This window comes from Celeribacter sp. (assembly GCF_048266405.1).
Taxonomy (GTDB): Bacteria; Pseudomonadota; Alphaproteobacteria; order Rhodobacterales; family Rhodobacteraceae; genus Celeribacter.
This window is the reverse complement of record NZ_JBLWZO010000006.1, coordinates 87,005-102,949: the sequence shown is the minus strand read 5'-3', so window position 1 is coordinate 102,949 and position 15,945 is coordinate 87,005. Positions and strand designations below refer to the sequence as shown.

Here is a 15,945-nt window from a genome sequence, read left to right as displayed (position 1 = left end):
CATCGGAGAGCTGCCATGATTAAGACACCATATCTATTGTTCCTCGGGGACGCCCCCGATCAACTCGCTGCCAAGGTTGCCCAAGGGGTTAAAGACTGGCGCCCAGAATACGCGCTTGGTCAATTCCGCATGGAGGGTTGTAAGGCCGATATGGGGATCGCTGATATGACGCTTGAGGAGGCGAAAGCGGCAGGGGCCAAGACATTGGTGATCGGCGTGGCTAACCGTGGGGGTGTCATTAGTCCCTCATGGAAAAAAGTTCTGATTGCGGCCCTCGAAGAGGGGTTTGATATTGCCTCTGGTCTGCATAATTTGCTGCGCGACGAAGAGGATTTGGTCGCGGTGGCCAAGGCCTGTGGCCGTCAATTGCACGATGTGCGCGTGCCCTCCATCACATACCCGATTGCGACTGGCGTGAAGCGCACAGGCAAGCGCTGCCTTGCGGTTGGCACCGATTGTTCGGTGGGCAAAATGTACACCGCCTTGGCGATGGACAAGGTGATGAAGGAGCGCGGCGAGAAGTCGACGTTCTGCGCTACAGGCCAGACTGGCATTCTGGTGACGGGCAAGGGTGTGCCGCTTGATGCGGTGATTGCTGACTTTATGGCGGGTGCGGTGGAATGGCTGACGCCAGACAACGACCCCGATCATTGGGACATGATCGAGGGGCAGGGCAGCCTGTTCCATGTGTCCTATTCGGGTGTCACGCTCGCTCTCATTCATGGCGGTCAACCTGACGCGCTTATTCTTTGTCACGAGCCGACCCGCACCCACATGCGCGGTCTGCCTGACTACGACTTGCCGACCCTTCAGCAGTTGCGAGATACCGCTCTTCCCCTGGCTCGTGTCGCAAATCCAGCCTGCGAAGTGGTCGGTATTTCGGTCAATACCCAACATATGTCTGAGGTCGAGGCGGTCGAGTATCTGGCCAAAGTCGAAATGGAAATGGGTCTGCCTGCTGTTGATCCGTTCCGTCAGGGCGCAGAACGGCTTGTCGATGCGCTTTTGGGTCTGCACACTGCCGTCGCAGCGCAATAACAGGACTTGGTATGACCATTACAGTAACAGCTCAGGCGTTCCGCTTGGCGGAGGCCTTTGTCATCTCGCGCGGAGCGCGGACCGAGGCGCATGTTCTAACCGTGCGCATTGAGCGAGGCGGCGTGGTGGGGCAGGGCGAATGCGTTCCCTATGCCCGCTACGGCGAAAGCATGGAAAGCGTGACGGCGCAGATCGAAGCGTTGCCTGCGGGCATCACGCGTCAGGAGTTGCAAGAGGCGCTGCCCGCAGGGGCCGCCCGCAACGCTGTGGACTGTGCGCTGTGGGATTTGGACGCCAAAGCGGCGGGTAAACGGGTTTGGCAGTTGCTTGACTTGCCTGCCCCTGTGCCACTGATCACCGCCTATACGCTATCGCTTGGTGAACCCGAGGCGATGGAACGGGCGGCGGCGAAACATGCGCATCGTCCGTTGTTGAAGATCAAACTTGGCACAGCGGAAGACATGGCCCGTCTTGAGGCTGTGCGTCGCGGTGCGCCAAAGTCGCGCATCATTGTCGATGCGAATGAGGGATGGAGTGCGGATGTTTATGCCGATCTCGCCCCTCATATGGTGCGACTCGGTGTTGATCTGGTCGAGCAACCTATGCCTGCGGGTGAGGACGGTATGTTGGCGGAGATCGCGCGGCCCTTGCCCGTGTGCGCTGACGAGTCCTGTCATGACCGCGCCAGCCTTCCTGCGCTGAAGGGCAAATACGACATGATTAACATCAAGCTCGACAAAACGGGGGGCCTCACCGAGGCGCTTGCGCTACGGGTGGCCGCGCTCGACGAGGGCTATGGCCTTATGGTCGGCTGTATGGTCGGCTCGTCCTTGGCAATGGCGCCTGCGGTTCTCGTGGCGCAAGGTGCAAAGGTCGTGGACCTTGACGGGCCGCTGCTTTTGGCGGAAGACCGTGATGTTCCTTTGGCCTATGATGCGGATGGTGTTCATCCGCCCGCTGCGGCGCTTTGGGGCTAGCAAGAGATTTACATTTAGGAGAGCGACATGACCCGCACCGTTTACGTCAACGGCGACTACCTGCCCGAGACCGAAGCCAAAGTTTCCATTTTTGACCGTGGCTTCCTGATGGCGGACGCGGTGTATGAGGTTACGTCTGTGATCGGCGGAAAGCTCGTTGATTTCGAAGGCCACGTAACGCGCCTACAGCGCTCGATGAGCGAGCTGGAAATGGTCTCTCCCGTGACGATGGACGAATTGCTCGCCATTCACCGTGAGCTGATCGCAAAGAACGACCTCAATGAGGGTGGTATATACTTGCAGATCACACGCGGGGCGCCAGGAGATCGCGATTTCGCATGGCCAGATCCCGATGAGGTGCCCGCAGGCATCGTGTTGTTCACCTTCAACAAACCGCTCGTGGACAGCAAGGTGATGGATGAGGGCATAAAGGTGATTTCCATCCCAGACGAGCGTTGGAGCCGTCGCGATATCAAGACCACACAGTTGCTCTATCCGTCATATGCCAAGATGCAGGCCAAGAAGAAGGGCTGTGCGGATGCGTGGCTTGTTGAGGATGGCTTTGTCACCGAAGGCACCGCAAACAACGCCTATATCGTCAAGGATGGCACAATCATTACGCGTCAGTTGAGCAACGACATTTTGCACGGAATTACTCGCGCCGCGATTTTGCGGTTCGCGCGAGAGGCTCAAATGCAAGTCGAAGAGCGCCCCTTTACGATTGAAGAAGCCCAAGGTGCGGATGAGGCCTTTGTGACCTCCGCCACTGGATTTGCACAACCCGTCATCGAGATTGATGGCGCGACGATTGGGAATGGTGTTCCGGGGGATATCTCCAAACGCCTACGCGAGATTTACACCGAAGAGATGATTAAAGCCGCGATTTGAATTCGGACCGCCCAAATGGGCACCGCAACAAAAAGGCCCGCCAAATCGGCGGGCCTTTTCCAATTGAGAGGCGGCTATAAGCCAACCAGAACTACTCTCTAGGCACCTGCGGGAGCCGCGGGTGCCGTGGATGCGAATGAGAATGAGCCGTTGATGTTTGGAATGTCGGCGGCTGTTAGGCCGTCGAGTTGGACCAAGGCGATGCCGTTATACGTACCGACAAGGCCATCTGCGGTTTCCGTGAACACGACCGTGTCGCCCGTTTGAACTTCACCGACCCATTCCAGAACCAAGACGTCCTCGGCCACATCGAAATCTGTGATTGTCACCATGTGAGCGTCGTCTTGCGTGGAGCGGATCACGTCAAAAATGTCCTCGCCCGCTCCGCCTGTCGCAGTGTCGCCGTTGTCGACGACAATCGCGTCGTTACCTTCGCCACCATCTACCGTGTCTGGTGTTGGCTCATTGCCCTCTTGATAGGCAAAAAGGAAATCCCGATCTGCGGTGGAAAGTGCATCGTCACCCGCGCCGCCAAAGATTGCATTTGTTCCGAGCGCATCAAGAATCGTATCATCGCCCGCATCACCATTGATGGTGTCGTTTCCTGCCTGAAGAGATAAATCGTTGCTTGCGCCAGAGGAGTCGTTCCCATCGCCAAGATTGACGATGTCGTTGCCAAATCCACCTTCGACTGTGTCGTCTCCAAAGCCGCCATAGAGCGTGTCCTCGCCCGCGCCGCCAAAGAGCGTGTCATTGCCGCCATTTCCGCGAATGGTGTCATCGTTTTGGCCGCCGTCGATGGTGTCGCTGCCTTTGCCGCCACTAATCGTATCATTGCCGATGTTGCCAAAAATTGTATCGGCTGCTGCGCCGCCATTGATGAGGTCGTGACCCAGACCGCCGTCAATGGTGTCATCGCCCGCTCCGCCGTCAATGTCGTCTGCGCCATCTTCGCCGCGGATCGTGTCATTGCCAGGGCCACCTCGAATGATGTCGGCGCCGTTAGCGCCCGCTATCAAATCGTCGCCTTCGTTGCCGTCCAATGTGTCGCTACCTGCACCGCCGAAAATGCGGTCGTCGTCTTCGCCACCGTTGATGGTGTCATGTCCACCTAGACCGTAAAGAATGTCATTGCCGCCGTTGCCTGCGATCATGTCTGCAAGGCCATTTCCGCGCACGTGCTCGGCCTCATCTGTGCCCTCAAAAGGCGTGCCGTCCGTGAAAATTCTGTCTTCGGTGGTTTCTTCAGCGGGGGCTTCGGCTTCAGTGTCGTCGTCACCACCGTTATCGTCCCCAAATGCATCAACCAAGAACCCAAGACCAATGGCCCAAGGAAGTAGCGCTAAAACAGTTAACATAATTGACCCCGTGTTAAAACAGTAAGGCGCAAAATTGCGCATCCGATCACCCCTGACGGACGGGGGCAATAAATGCTTAAGGATATTTTGAGTCAAGAAAGTTTGACATTTTAGGGGCGTCTGTTGGCCTTGTCTGCGCAATCCTTCCTGTCTGGGTTGATTGTGCGTGGACGGGAAACAATAGGAGCGGGTGAGGTGTGTGAATTGCGTGTCTCGGTGTAGCGTCCGAGGCGACGCTAAAGGCCCGTTTTTGCCAAGGTATCGCACAGAATTGGCGCGAGTAAGCGCGCCCAATGGCTCTGTGCCTCAGGAGTTTCAATCAAATCCGAGCGCAGTTCGATCAAGACGTTCAAGCGGCCTTTGCGAAGCGCGTGTTGGTCGATGGAATCGCCAGGGAAGCGCCCCTCGTATGGTTCATTGTCTCCGATGCACAGACGCTCTCCGATTTTGGTGGCCTCAGCCACTAGGGTGGGGGCTTGTTCTAATGCCTTGATCAACGGATCGGTGAGGCGTTTGTCATGTGCGGACAGAATACCAATTTGCCACGGGCGGCGCGGACGTGATTTGAGTTGGGGTGTAAAGCTGTGGACGGCAAGGATCACAGTGTCGTCGCGCTGCTGCGCCAGTCTCTCATAGGCATCGTGATAAGGACGATAATAGCCATCAATGCGCCGAGCAATCTCGGAGGCACCTGCGTGTCGGTTCCCAGGAATGATCGACCCGTCGTAAATCTTGCGCACCAAAGTTGGGTCGTCCACGCCGCGGTTCGGGTCGATCACTAAGCGAGAAAACGTCGACAGGATTGCGGGACTGTCGAGGTGCTGTGCAAGCGCCAAAGCCACGCCACGCGCCCCGATGTCATAGGCGATGTGACGCGACATATCCGCAGGCGGCAGTCCCAGAGCCTCACCGCCCTCGGGCCAAATGTCATCGGGCACATAATTGCTTGCGTGGTCGCAGGTCACGAGCCACCGCCCTTTGCGGCTCTGTCCGATAATTTCAAAGGGAGGGGTTTGTGTCATGGCTCTGTCATCAATGATTTGCACTCCTGCTTAAAGTGTTTGCGCTAAAACCGCCAGTTGTGCAGCCCTCAAGTTTGCGGCATAGAGGGGGCGGCCCTGACAGAAATTAAATGACTTAAAAGGATGTAAGGCAGCATGCGACGCTTACGGAACGTGAAAATCGTGGCCACACTGGGGCCCGCTTCGAATGACTATGAAATGATCCGCGCTCTTGCCGAGGCGGGTGCGGACGTGTTCCGTCTCAACATGAGCCACGGTGAGCACGAAGAAATCCGCGTGCGCCATGAGATTATCCGCAAGGTCGAAACCGACCTTGGCCGTCCGATCGCGATTCTCGCTGACCTTCAGGGTCCGAAATTGCGGGTCGGTAAATTCTCCTCTGGTGCGCATGATCTCGAAGAAGGCGATAAAATCCGTCTTGATCTGGATGACACTCCCGGTGACAGCAAGCGCGTGCAACTGCCGCACCCCGAAATTTTCGCAGCTTTGAAGCCAGGCGCGAACCTGCTCGTCAATGACGGCAAAATCCGCCTGCAAGTCGAAGATTGCGGCGAAGACTACGCTAATTGTGTCGTTGTCGTTGGTGGCACGATTTCTGACCGCAAAGGCGTGAACGTCCCTGACGTGTTGCTGCCGCTTGCTGCATTGTCCGACAAAGATCGCAAAGACCTTGAGTTCACTTGTGAACTGGGTGTCGATTGGGTCGCTCTGTCCTTTGTGCAGCGCCCTGAGGATATGGTTGAGGCCAAAGAACTGGTGAACGGTCGTGCTGCGGTTTTGGCGAAGATTGAAAAACCTTCTGCCGTTGAAAACTTCGACGACATTCTGGCAGCATCCGACGGGATCATGGTTGCCCGTGGCGATCTTGGTGTTGAGCTTCCTGTCCATGCTGTTCCGCCGATCCAAAAACGCCTGATCCGCAAATGTCGTGCTGCTGCCAAGCCGGTGATTGTGGCGACGCAGATGCTTGAGAGCATGATTGAAAGCCCGATGCCAACCCGCGCCGAGGTCTCCGACGTTGCGACTGCGATCTATGAGGGCGCCGATGCCATCATGTTGTCCGCTGAATCCGCCGCAGGGAACTATCCTATTGAAGCCGTCACCACGATGAACAACGTGGCGATGGAGGTCGAAAACGACGCAACCTACCGCGAAGTGATCGACGCCTCCCGCTCGGCGGCCAAAGATACTGTGGCCGATGCCATCGTGTCCGCTGCCCGCGAGATTGCCGAGACCACCAACGTCAAAGCCATCGTGTGCTACTCCGAGAGCGGCACCACCGCGTCTTTGACGGCCCGCGAACGCCCACACGTTCCAATCATCGCCATGACGTCGCGCCGCAACACAGCGCGTAAGTTGTGCCTCTATTGGGGTATGCATTGCGTGATGACGGGTGAGGTCGAGCGCTTCAAAATGGCTGTGGTCAATGCGGCGCGTGCCGCTCGCACCGCAGGGTTCGCAACAGAGAAAGATATGATCGTTGTGACCGCAGGTATTCCGTTCAACCAACCAGGCTCGACCAATATTTTGCGCGTTGCCCCGTGTGAGGAACGCTTGATTTTCAACACCGATCCCGAATAATTGCGTTTGTAAAACGTTTTTGGAGCGGTGGGGTCAATGGATACCGATCTATTTCTTGTGCTTGGTGTGGCCATTCTGGTCCTCGCTATTCCAGCCGTGATTGGCGCACTTTCTGAGAGCCGCCCGCCCCGTGCGGCTGCCATGCTTGTGATGATCGGCGGAGGTCTTTTGATCTTCGCCGTCACGCAACATCCGGGCGGGTATTCCGTGGCAGATATCCCAATGGCGCTTACCCGCGTCCTCGGGCGTTATTTCTAAGGAAATTCGCTCCTAAATCTGACAATTTCCACAAACAGACTTGTCAAAGACCCACCTGCCGTGTACTTGCACGCGCTCATGGTGCGTGGCCGGCTAAAAGGCATGCCGAGTCGCGCGTTACAACCATCGAAATACGAAGGAGATGGAAATGCCCAAGATGAAGACAAAATCGAGCGCTAAGAAGCGCTTCAAAGTGACCGCCACAGGCAAGGTCATGGCAGGTCAGGCTGGCAAACGCCACGGCATGATCAAACGCCACAAGAAATTTATCCGTGACGCACGTGGCACTACCACGCTCTCCGCACCTGATGCGAAGATCGTGAAGTCCTACATGCCATACGACCGCTAAGAAGGAGCTAGGATATGTCCCGCACCAAAGGTGGTACCGTTACCCACGCCCGTCACCGTAAAATCGTTAAGGCCGCGAAAGGCTATTATGGCGCCCGTAGCCGTAACTTCCGCACCGCAACGCAGGCTGTCGACAAGGCAAACCAATACGCGACACGCGACCGTAAGAATCGCAAGCGTAATTTCCGCGCTTTGTGGATTCAGCGTATCAACGCTGCTGTTCGCGCCCATGACGATGGCTTGACTTACTCCAAGTTCATCAACGGCCTGTCCCTTGCGGGCATCGAAGTGGACCGCAAGGTTCTCGCCGATCTCGCCGTGCATGAGCCCGAAGCGTTTGGTGCCATCGTCGATAAGGCGAAGGCCGCGCTCTAAGCTACTCACCCTTTTCGGGTAGACATTTGAAGCCGCGGACCTCCTTTGGGGTCTCGCGGCTTCTTGCTTTTCAAACCCTCCGTGATACCAAGCGGGGGAACATGAATACGGGGCCATCCGATTGCGGACGTGCCCAGAATACAGGGGTGTCAGATGGACGACCTAAAGACCAAATACCTCACCGCCATTTTGAACGCGGGGGACGAAGCCACGCTTGAGGACATCCGCCTTCAGGCTGTCGGCAAAAAGGGCGAAGTGGCTCTGAAAATGCGCGAGCTTGGCAAGATGACGCCTGAGCAGCGCCAAGAGGTGGGCCCCAAACTCAACGCTCTCAAAGACGAAATCAACGCCGCACTCGCCGCCAAGAAGGTCGCACTCGAAGATGCCGCTCTTGAGGCGCGTCTGGCCGAAGAGTGGCTCGACGTCACGCTACCCGCGCGCGCCCGTCGCCAAGGGACATTGCACCCGATTTCGCGCGTCTCCGAGGAAATCTACGCCATCTTTGCCGATCTCGGATTCGCTGTGGCCGAAGGCCCGCAGATCGAGGATGACTGGCATAATTTCGATGCGCTGAACATTCCGCCACACCACCCCGCACGCCAAGAGCATGACACCTTCTACATGCACCGCGACGAGGGTGACGACCGCGCCCCGCACGTGCTGCGCACCCACACCAGCCCCGTGCAAATCCGCACGATGCTCGACGGTGGCGCCCCTGTACGCATCATCGCGCCGGGTCGTGTGTATCGCTGTGATTACGACCAAACCCACACGCCGATGTTCCACCAAGTCGAGGGCATGGCGCTCGGCAAGGATATCTCTATGGCGAACCTCAAATGGGTGCTCGAAGAGTTCTTTACCGCCTTCTTTGGTCGCCCCGTCAAAACCCGTTTCCGCGCCTCGCACTTCCCCTTCACGGAGCCATCCGCCGAGGTGGACGTGCAGTGCAAATGGGAAAACGGCACGGTCACTGTGGGCGAGGGCGACGACTGGCTCGAAGTGCTTGGCTCCGGCATGATGCACCCCAATGTCCTCAAGGCGGGCGGCATTGATCCCGCCGAGTGGCAGGGCTTTGCCTTTGGCATGGGCATCGACCGCCTCGCCATGCTGAAATACGGCATCCCCGATCTGCGCGCCTTCTTCGACAGCGACCTACGCTGGCTGCGCCACTACGGCTTTAGCCCGCTGAGCGTCCCGACCTTGGCGGGGGGGATTCACGGGTGACCACACACGAGACAATCACGGCATGTAAAAACATCTGCCGCGATTTTTCGTGGTTGGGGCAGTTTACGGATTGGGTCCCGTTTTTTTCGGCCGTAGTTGTAGTGATAGGCGGTACTATTGCTTATCGAGGCCAGAAAAAAGTCGACAGGAATGAACGTCAACATGAGGAAAAACGTTTGGCCTATGCTGCGTTTTTGGCGGCTTATAGCGAGTACGCCATAGATGCACATGCTAGCGGCGAAGGTACTATAGGTAAGTCAGAGGTTACAAAGATGACTTTAGCTGCTTCGCTAGTCACAATGTACGCCCCAATTGAGGTTAGCGACCTTGTTCGTGAATTGCTTAAGCAGCCGCTCGGAACAATTAGCGGTTCTTCAGGTACTGATGGCGAGGGCAAAAATGTTGGGCTCGCGGATGTGGTAAAGGCAATGAAGGCGGATCTCGATGGATAATTCGACTCCCAAAGGGATACTAAAATGACCAACCCAAACGACAACATGGAAGACCTCCAAGACACCTATCCCGGAGCAGGGACGTTTCGGTTGGCGGAGGATGAGGCGCGGTGTAATGCGCTTAACAAACTTGTCGCTGCGGGCAAGAAAACCGCGACCTGTTTGCCGTTTTCCGAGTTCGAGAACGATCCAGAGGCGCTGCCGCAAGTGGGTCGCGCGGACATCATTGCCAACTGGGACGGCACCCCCGCGATGGTCGTGCGCACGCTCAAAGTGGACCGCATCAAATTTCGCCACGTGACGCCGCAAATGGCGATGCTTGAGGGCGAGGACAAAGATATCGAGGCTTGGCGCAAACGCATCACCAAAGCCTTTGGCACCAAGGGCGAAAAAGGCATCGAGTTGGACCGCGATACGCTTTTGGTTTTTGAAACATTCGAATTGGTTGAGGATCTCGGCGTCCGTTAACGCCGCCTCCCGACACGCAAACCGACGCCCGTGTGGGCAAAGGAGACACCGACATGAAGTTCACCCTTTCTTGGCTCAAAGAGCACCTCGAAACCGAGGCCTCTCTCGACGACATTCTCTACGCGCTGACCGACCTCGGTCTCGAAGTGGAAGGTGTGGAAAATCCCGCCGAGGCGCTCAAGGGCTTTAAGTTGGTCAAAGTCAAAGAGGCCGAAAAGCATCCCGACGCGGACAAGCTGCGCGTGTGCACCGTCGAGACCGACGAGGGAGAGACCCAGATCGTGTGCGGTGCCCCGAATGCACGCGCAGGCATCACCGCCGTTCTCGCCAAGCCGGGCATGTATATTCCGGGCCTCGATATTACGATCTCCGTCGGCAAAATCCGTGGCGTTGAAAGTTTCGGCATGATGGCGTCGATGCGCGAGCTGAACTTGGGCGAGGATCACGACGGGATTATCGAGCTTGAGGGTGGCGAGGTCGGCATGGAGTTTGCCGACTATCTCGCTCAAACTGACCCGTCCAAGGTCGACCCCGTGATCGAGATTGCGATTACGCCTAACCGTCCCGACGCGCTTGGCGTTCACGGTATTGCTCGTGATCTGGCCGCGCGTGGTCTTGGCACGCTCAAGACACCTGCGACGCCGACCGTTGAGGGTGTATTCCCCAACCCGATCTCCGTGACGATTGAGGACGAGGCCAAGGACGGCTGCTACGTCTTTGCGGGGCGTTTGATCAAGGGCGTGAAAAACGGCCCCTCGCCACAGTGGTTGCAGGACCGTTTGACCGCAATCGGCTTGCGCCCGATTTCGGCCCTTGTCGATGTCACCAACTTTTTCACCTATGACCGCAACCGCCCGTTGCACGTGTTTGACGCGGGCAAAGTAGAGGGCGGGTTGACCATCCACCGCGCCAAGGGGGGCGAGCAATTGGTCGCTTTGGACGAGAAAACCTACACCATGCCCGAGGGCGCGATGGTGATCTCGTCGGGCGGTAACGTGGAGAGCGTTGCGGGTGTTATGGGTGGTTTGGACACGGGTTGCACCGAGGACACCGTGGATGTGTTTGTCGAGGCGGCTGTTTGGAACACGCTCGACATCGCCAAGTCCGGTCGTGCGCTCAAGATCAATTCCGATGCGCGCTATCGCAACGAGCGCGGCATTGATCCCGCCTACAACATGCAAGCGATGGAAGACGCCACGGCGATGATCCTGGAGCTGTGCGGTGGGACACCTTCCGAGGTGGTTGTCGCGGGTGAGGTGCCCGATGTGAGCCGCGCCTATCCGCTCGATACCGACCGCGTGCAATCGCTCGTGGGCATGGAAATCACGCCTGCGCGTCAGGTCGAAATTCTCACCGCTTTGGGGTTTGAAATGGATGGCGACATGGCGCGAGTGCCGTCGTGGCGTCCCGATGTGCTTGGCTCGGCGGACCTTGTTGAGGAGGTTGCGCGTGTCGAAAGCCTGACGCATCTGGAGCCAAAACCTTTGTCCCGTCCCACTGGTGTGGCAAAGCAAATCCAGACGCCAATGCAGGTGCGCGAAAGTGCGGCCCGTCATACGGCGGCGGCATTGGGCTACAACGAATGTGTCACCTATTCCTTTGTGGATGAAGCCTCTGCTGTTCTGTTCGGCGGTGGTAGTGATGCAGTGAAGTTGCAAAACCCGATTTCGTCCGAGATGAGCCATATGCGCCCTGACCTGTTGATCGGTCTGTTGCAAGCGGCGAGCCGCAATCAGGCGCGTGGTTTTGCCGATCTGGCTCTGTTTGAGTGCGGACCAGCGTTCCACGGTGGCGAGCCGGGCGAGCAGCATTTGCAGCTTGCGGGTTTGCTTGTGGGCGCGACTGGGCCCAAGGATGTCCACGGCGAGCGCCGCGTGATTGATCTGTTCGATGCCAAAGCCGACGCCGAGGCCGTTTTGGCGGCCATCGGTGCGCCCGCCAAGGCACAGATCATGCGCGACACAGCGGCGTGGTTCCACCCGGGTCGTTCGGGCAAAATCTGCCTCGGGCCAAAGAAAGTCCTCGCGCAATTCGGTGAGGTTCACCCCAAGGTGCTCAAGCAGATGGGCGTCAAAGGCCCCGCTGTCGCCTTTACCGTTTACCTTGAAGCGGTTCCGATGCCGCGCGGGGCTAAAGTGGCGCGCTCGGCGTTCTTCACCAACGACCTGCAGGTGGTCGAGCGTGACTTTGCCTTTGTTGTCGACAAATCCGTCAACGCGCTCGATGTGGTCAATGCCGCAGGTGGCGCAGACAAGGCGCTGATCGAAGAGGTGCGGGTGTTTGATGAATTCATCGGCGGCTCTTTGGGTGAGGATAAGAAATCCCTTGCCATCACCGTGCGTATTCAGCCCACGGAAGGTACGCTCAAGGAAAAAGACCTTGATGAGTTGTCGGCTAAGGTGGTTGCAAAAGTCGAGAAAGCCACAGGCGGCGCTCTGCGCGGGTAACGCGGCCCACGCTTATTATGCTATGCAAAAGGAGGCTTCGGCCTCCTTTTTACTGAGACAGGGAGAAAGCAATGAAAGTCTATTTGTCAGGAGAAATCCACACCGATTGGCGCGATCAGATTGTTGAGGGCGCAGCGGGTCTTGATATCGAATTTTCTGCACCCGTGACGGATCACGCAGCTTCGGATGATTGTGGTGTCACAATCCTTGGGGCCGAGGACAATAAGTTCTGGCACGATCATAAAGGCGCGAAGCTCAACGCGATCCGCACCCGTATGGCCATTGAAGCGGCGGACGTGGTCGTTGTGCGGTTTGGTGAAAAATACAAACAATGGAACGCCGCGTTTGATGCGGGCTATGCCGCAGCCAAAGGTAAGGCGTTGATTGTGATGCATGGCGCGGATCATCAACACGCGCTGAAGGAAGTGGATGCTGCGGCGCTTGCCGTTTGCGAAACGCCGCAGCAGGTGGTCGAGATGCTCACCTATGTGTTGAATGGAGCTTTGCCGTCCTGATTATTCGGGGCGCGCGGGAATGTTTTTCGCGCGCTGCACGGCGGGACGGGCATAGAAGCGGTCGATGTAGGCGGGGACGTTTTTAAGCTGATCCGCACCTGTGATCTCCTTGGCCCCGTAAAAGTCGAGTGCATTGAGCCACGGCGCGAGCGCCATGTCGGCAATCGAATAGTCACCCATGATCCAATCGCGCCCGTCAAGACGCTGCTCAACCACGTTCAACAACCGTTTGGCCTCATTCGCATAACGGTCGCGGGCGGTTTTGTCCTCCATCGCGCTGCCTGCGAATTTGTGGAAAAAACCGAGCTGACCAAACATCGGTCCAACACCGCCCATTTGGAACATCACCCATTGGATTGTTTCAATGCGGGTCTTGGGATCATCGGACAGGAATTGCCCTGTCTTCTCCGCAAGATAAAGCAAGATCGCGCCGCTTTCGAACAACTCGATTTGTTGTCCGTCAGGACCGTCGGGGTCAATGATCGCGGGGATTTTGTTGTTGGGATTTAGCGCAAGAAATTCGGGGCTTTTCACATCAGCATCGGACAAAGTGATGAGGTGTGGCTCATAAGCCAACCCCATTTCTTCGAGGGCGGCGGAGACTTTCACCCCATTGGGTGTCGGAAAGGAATAGAGTTGCAACACCGATGGGTCTTTGGCGGGCCAACGGGCGGTGATCGGGTGTGTCAGTGTCTGTGTCATGGAGTAACTTTCTGAGGCTTTTTTGCATTCTATCCCTACGTAAGTGTGCCGTAGTGGTGTCAAAAGGGCTAGAGACTGTTCGGAAATCTGCTATGCAGTGTGCAGTGCTGTGGCAGGTTGTCGCAGTTGTTAGAGGTACTAGAGTGGGGAATTTTCCATGTTGAAAGAATTCAAAGACTTCATCGCCAAGGGCAATGTCATGGACATGGCTGTTGGTATCATCATCGGTGCGGCCTTCACCGCGATCGTGAAATCCTTGGTCGACGACCTGATCAACCCGTTCATCGGTTTGTTCATGGGCGGCATCGACTTTGCGAACAAATACATTGTGCTGTCGGGTGACGTCGCCGCCGGCACGGCTCTTGCGGACGCTCGCGAAAGTGGCGCTGCGATTTTCGCCTATGGCTCGTTCATCATGGCAATTATCAACTTCCTGATCATCGCATTCGTGGTGTTCATGCTTGTGCGCTATGTCAACAAAATCAAAGCAGCGGCAGAAAAGCCTGTTGAGGCCGCTCCAGAAGCGCCTGCGGGTCCATCGGAACTCGACGTATTGCTTGAAATTCGCGATTCGCTTGCGAAGAAATAAGTGACATTATCCGCGCAATGCTGCGTGGTAGTGAAAAGAGGCCCGTCGGATTGCTCCGGCGGGCCTTTTGCGTGGCAGGGATGCCACGACTTGGGGGATACATCTTATCATACGGGGGCGACGAGGATTTCCGTCGCGCTTGCGCCGATAAAGATGCTGTGGAACACTCTCCCGTAACTTGGGTTAGTTCGGGATAATCTGCCATCATGACGACATTGGACGATACAGATCGCCGTATCTTGCGCATTTTGCAGCGCAATGGCCGCATCTCAAACGCAGATTTGGCTGTGCAGGCCAATGTCTCGTCTTCGGCCTGTCACCGCCGCGTGCAGCGTATGGAGGCGGAGGGTGTCATCCGGGATTACGCCGCGATGATCGACCCGCGTCATGTGGATCGCCGCGCGACGGTGTTTGTTGAGGTCACACTCGACAGTCAGGCAGATGAAACGCTCGATGAGTTCGAGCGGGCGGTGGCCTTGGTCGAGGATGTGTTGGAGTGTCACCTGATGGCAGGCTCAGCGGATTACATGCTCAAAGTTGTAGCTGCTGACACGGAACATTTCGCGCTTGTTCACCGTCAACTGGTACGCCTTCCCGGAGTTCAAAAAATGCAATCTTCCTTTGCAATGCGCACGGTTTTCAAAACCACGGCCCTGCCTGTGTGAGGAGACGCAGGTTGTCGAGTTTGTGAAAATACACACATTCGTGGTATGAACGTTGCTGTCGTTTTGGGAGGACGCAGTCAATGAGACGACTAAAGCACGCAGATAATGTCATTTCCGCCGTCGAATCGGGATCTGTTGGATCGCGCCTGACGGCGAGTTGGCGACGGTCCATCAACAAGCATGGCCTTGATCCGACACTGAGCCACGCCCCGCGACGGTATGAACGTAGCGAGGTTGATAAACGTCGTGACAGCATGGGCTCTTTCATGGAGCTGGCCACCCCGAAACTTGATCACCTGTTCCAGATGGTGGGCCAAACGGGCTGTTGCGTGTTGCTGACCGATCGTGAGGGTGTTGTGCTTGATCTGCGCTCCTCTGATGGGGATGCCGCGACTTTTGACAAATGGGGCCTATGGTATGGCGCTGATTGGTCGGAGAGAGCCGAAGGCACCAACGGGATCGGGACGTGTATCGCTGAAGCCCGTCAGCTCACTATCCACCGAGACGAACATTTCCTGAGCCGTAACACTGTAATGTCCTGCATGGACGCGCCGATTTTTGGCCCTGATGGTGAGTTGATTGCGGCGCTTGATGTGTCGTCCTGTCGAGCTGATCAGACGGAGGCCTATACGCGGCTGATCTCGGGGGTCGTGGCACAGACCGCCAAGCAGATCGAAACCGAAGCCTTCCGCGCGGCCTTTCCCAAGGCCCGTATTGTCACCTCACCCGAAGAGCGCCCCGAAGGCGCGGTTTTACTGGCCGTGGATAGCGATGACATCATTGTCGGGGCGACCCGTGCAGCACGGCGTGTGTTCGATTTGGGACAGGGAGGCGCTCTTACACCGCGTCCTGCCTCGGATGTCTTGGGGCGCGACACCACTGCGTCCGCCTTGGAGCGGGCTGAACGCGCCGCGCTTAAACGTGCCATCGCGCGCTCTGGCGGCAATCTCTCGGCGGCGGCGCGTGAGCTTGGAATCGGACGTGCGACGCTCTACCGCCGCATGAGTCGCCTCGGCATCGAGGTGACTTGACGCCCTA

18 protein-coding genes are annotated in these 15,945 nt (G+C 57.1%); 15 read left to right on the top strand and 3 right to left on the bottom strand.

All coding sequences use genetic code 11. From position 1 onward, the window contains the following. The first annotated feature begins 15 nt into the window (after nucleotides 1–15). From dgcN to ACN0TS_RS12630, 3 genes are read left to right on the top strand one after another with little or no spacing between them, the layout of a single operon-like run. Nucleotides 16–1,038 carry an N-acetyltransferase DgcN gene (gene dgcN, locus ACN0TS_RS12640; RefSeq protein ID WP_417259717.1) on the top strand — a complete coding sequence of 341 codons (1,023 nt, stop codon included), beginning with the start codon at nucleotides 16–18 and terminating at the stop codon, nucleotides 1,036–1,038. An 11-nt stretch (nucleotides 1,039–1,049) separates the two neighbouring features. Next, on the top strand, nucleotides 1,050–2,015 hold the full coding sequence (gene dgcA / locus ACN0TS_RS12635) for an N-acetyl-D-Glu racemase DgcA (RefSeq protein WP_417259716.1): 966 nt from the start codon (nucleotides 1,050–1,052) through the stop codon (nucleotides 2,013–2,015). A gap of 27 nt (nucleotides 2,016–2,042) precedes the next feature. Further along, nucleotides 2,043–2,903 (top strand): D-amino-acid transaminase, encoded by an 861-nt coding sequence (locus ACN0TS_RS12630; protein WP_417259715.1) that lies wholly within the window; start codon nucleotides 2,043–2,045, stop codon nucleotides 2,901–2,903. Between the two features lie 98 nt (nucleotides 2,904–3,001). On the opposite strand, the gene ACN0TS_RS12625 is transcribed toward ACN0TS_RS12630, so the two are convergent. Then, a complete protein-coding gene (locus tag ACN0TS_RS12625; protein ID WP_417259714.1) occupies nucleotides 3,002–4,261 on the bottom strand; it encodes a calcium-binding protein in 1,260 nt (419 codons plus the stop codon). Between the two features lie 236 nt (nucleotides 4,262–4,497). Continuing rightward, complete coding sequence (locus ACN0TS_RS12620; protein WP_417259713.1) at nucleotides 4,498–5,283, bottom strand: N-formylglutamate amidohydrolase; 786 nt, start codon at nucleotides 5,281–5,283, stop codon at nucleotides 4,498–4,500. Nucleotides 5,284–5,418: 135 nt separating this feature from the next. On the opposite strand from ACN0TS_RS12620, the gene pyk reads away from it, so the two are divergent. The 9 genes from pyk (at nucleotide 5,419) to ACN0TS_RS12575 (ending at nucleotide 12,951) form a co-directional block, all read left to right on the top strand. Beyond that, nucleotides 5,419–6,864: a pyruvate kinase gene (pyk, locus tag ACN0TS_RS12615; protein WP_417259712.1), complete on the top strand. Its 1,446-nt coding sequence runs from the start codon at nucleotides 5,419–5,421 to the stop codon at nucleotides 6,862–6,864. Nucleotides 6,865–6,900: 36 nt separating this feature from the next. Then, nucleotides 6,901–7,122, top strand: a complete 222-nt coding sequence (locus ACN0TS_RS12610) for a hypothetical protein (RefSeq protein ID WP_417259711.1) — start codon at nucleotides 6,901–6,903, stop codon at nucleotides 7,120–7,122. 148 nt (nucleotides 7,123–7,270) lie between these two features. Continuing rightward, the gene (rpmI, locus tag ACN0TS_RS12605; protein WP_058247396.1) at nucleotides 7,271–7,471 is read left to right on the top strand and encodes a 50S ribosomal protein L35; all 201 of its coding nucleotides are present in this window, start codon (nucleotides 7,271–7,273) and stop codon (nucleotides 7,469–7,471) included. Between the two features lie 14 nt (nucleotides 7,472–7,485). Next, on the top strand, nucleotides 7,486–7,845 hold the full coding sequence (gene rplT, locus ACN0TS_RS12600) for a 50S ribosomal protein L20 (protein WP_062216829.1): 360 nt from the start codon (nucleotides 7,486–7,488) through the stop codon (nucleotides 7,843–7,845). Between the two features lie 153 nt (nucleotides 7,846–7,998). Continuing rightward, a complete protein-coding gene (pheS, locus tag ACN0TS_RS12595; RefSeq protein ID WP_417259710.1) occupies nucleotides 7,999–9,069 on the top strand; it encodes a phenylalanine--tRNA ligase subunit alpha in 1,071 nt (356 codons plus the stop codon). Continuing rightward, nucleotides 9,066–9,521 carry a hypothetical protein gene (locus ACN0TS_RS12590; protein WP_417259709.1) on the top strand — a complete coding sequence of 152 codons (456 nt, stop codon included), beginning with the start codon at nucleotides 9,066–9,068 and terminating at the stop codon, nucleotides 9,519–9,521. The genes pheS and ACN0TS_RS12590 overlap by 4 nt, the downstream gene beginning before the upstream one ends. A gap of 24 nt (nucleotides 9,522–9,545) precedes the next feature. Then, on the top strand, nucleotides 9,546–9,989 hold the full coding sequence (locus tag ACN0TS_RS12585) for an ASCH domain-containing protein (RefSeq protein ID WP_417259708.1): 444 nt from the start codon (nucleotides 9,546–9,548) through the stop codon (nucleotides 9,987–9,989). 53 nt (nucleotides 9,990–10,042) lie between these two features. Next, nucleotides 10,043–12,436 (top strand): phenylalanine--tRNA ligase subunit beta, encoded by a 2,394-nt coding sequence (pheT, locus tag ACN0TS_RS12580; protein ID WP_417259707.1) that lies wholly within the window; start codon nucleotides 10,043–10,045, stop codon nucleotides 12,434–12,436. A gap of 71 nt (nucleotides 12,437–12,507) precedes the next feature. Then, a complete protein-coding gene (locus tag ACN0TS_RS12575) occupies nucleotides 12,508–12,951 on the top strand; it encodes a YtoQ family protein (protein WP_417259706.1) in 444 nt (147 codons plus the stop codon). Here ACN0TS_RS12575 and ACN0TS_RS12570 read toward each other — a convergent pair whose 3' ends face one another. Continuing rightward, complete coding sequence (locus ACN0TS_RS12570; protein WP_417259705.1) at nucleotides 12,952–13,653, bottom strand: glutathione S-transferase N-terminal domain-containing protein; 702 nt, start codon at nucleotides 13,651–13,653, stop codon at nucleotides 12,952–12,954. Nucleotides 13,654–13,810: 157 nt separating this feature from the next. On the opposite strand from ACN0TS_RS12570, the gene mscL reads away from it, so the two are divergent. From mscL to ACN0TS_RS12555, 3 genes are all read left to right on the top strand, one after another. Continuing rightward, complete coding sequence (gene mscL, locus ACN0TS_RS12565; RefSeq protein ID WP_417259704.1) at nucleotides 13,811–14,242, top strand: large conductance mechanosensitive channel protein MscL; 432 nt, start codon at nucleotides 13,811–13,813, stop codon at nucleotides 14,240–14,242. A 206-nt stretch (nucleotides 14,243–14,448) separates the two neighbouring features. Continuing rightward, nucleotides 14,449–14,907, top strand: a complete 459-nt coding sequence (locus ACN0TS_RS12560) for an Lrp/AsnC family transcriptional regulator (protein ID WP_417259703.1) — start codon at nucleotides 14,449–14,451, stop codon at nucleotides 14,905–14,907. A gap of 80 nt (nucleotides 14,908–14,987) precedes the next feature. Next, complete coding sequence (locus ACN0TS_RS12555; protein ID WP_417259702.1) at nucleotides 14,988–15,938, top strand: GAF domain-containing protein; 951 nt, start codon at nucleotides 14,988–14,990, stop codon at nucleotides 15,936–15,938. The last annotated feature ends 7 nt before the right edge of the window (nucleotides 15,939–15,945 follow it).

Bases quoted from the DNA above. Each gene is read 5' to 3' on its own strand.
- mscL (WP_417259704.1), top strand. From the start codon at position 13,811: ATGTTGAAAGAATTCAAAGACTTCATCGCCAAGGGCAATGTCATGGAC.
- dgcN (WP_417259717.1), top strand. From the start codon at position 16: ATGATTAAGACACCATATCTATTGTTCCTCGGGGACGCCCCCGATCAA.
- ACN0TS_RS12555 (WP_417259702.1), top strand. From the start codon at position 14,988: ATGAGACGACTAAAGCACGCAGATAATGTCATTTCCGCCGTCGAATCG.
- ACN0TS_RS12625 (WP_417259714.1), bottom strand. From the start codon at position 4,261: ATGTTAACTGTTTTAGCGCTACTTCCTTGGGCCATTGGTCTTGGGTTC.
- ACN0TS_RS12560 (WP_417259703.1), top strand. From the start codon at position 14,449: ATGACGACATTGGACGATACAGATCGCCGTATCTTGCGCATTTTGCAG.
- ACN0TS_RS12620 (WP_417259713.1), bottom strand. From the start codon at position 5,283: ATGACACAAACCCCTCCCTTTGAAATTATCGGACAGAGCCGCAAAGGG.
- pheT (WP_417259707.1), top strand. From the start codon at position 10,043: ATGAAGTTCACCCTTTCTTGGCTCAAAGAGCACCTCGAAACCGAGGCC.
- pyk (WP_417259712.1), top strand. From the start codon at position 5,419: ATGCGACGCTTACGGAACGTGAAAATCGTGGCCACACTGGGGCCCGCT.
- dgcA (WP_417259716.1), top strand. From the start codon at position 1,050: ATGACCATTACAGTAACAGCTCAGGCGTTCCGCTTGGCGGAGGCCTTT.
- pheS (WP_417259710.1), top strand. From the start codon at position 7,999: ATGGACGACCTAAAGACCAAATACCTCACCGCCATTTTGAACGCGGGG.
- ACN0TS_RS12610 (WP_417259711.1), top strand. From the start codon at position 6,901: ATGGATACCGATCTATTTCTTGTGCTTGGTGTGGCCATTCTGGTCCTC.
- ACN0TS_RS12585 (WP_417259708.1), top strand. From the start codon at position 9,546: ATGACCAACCCAAACGACAACATGGAAGACCTCCAAGACACCTATCCC.
- ACN0TS_RS12630 (WP_417259715.1), top strand. From the start codon at position 2,043: ATGACCCGCACCGTTTACGTCAACGGCGACTACCTGCCCGAGACCGAA.
- rpmI (WP_058247396.1), top strand. From the start codon at position 7,271: ATGCCCAAGATGAAGACAAAATCGAGCGCTAAGAAGCGCTTCAAAGTG.
- ACN0TS_RS12570 (WP_417259705.1), bottom strand. From the start codon at position 13,653: ATGACACAGACACTGACACACCCGATCACCGCCCGTTGGCCCGCCAAA.
- rplT (WP_062216829.1), top strand. From the start codon at position 7,486: ATGTCCCGCACCAAAGGTGGTACCGTTACCCACGCCCGTCACCGTAAA.
- ACN0TS_RS12575 (WP_417259706.1), top strand. From the start codon at position 12,508: ATGAAAGTCTATTTGTCAGGAGAAATCCACACCGATTGGCGCGATCAG.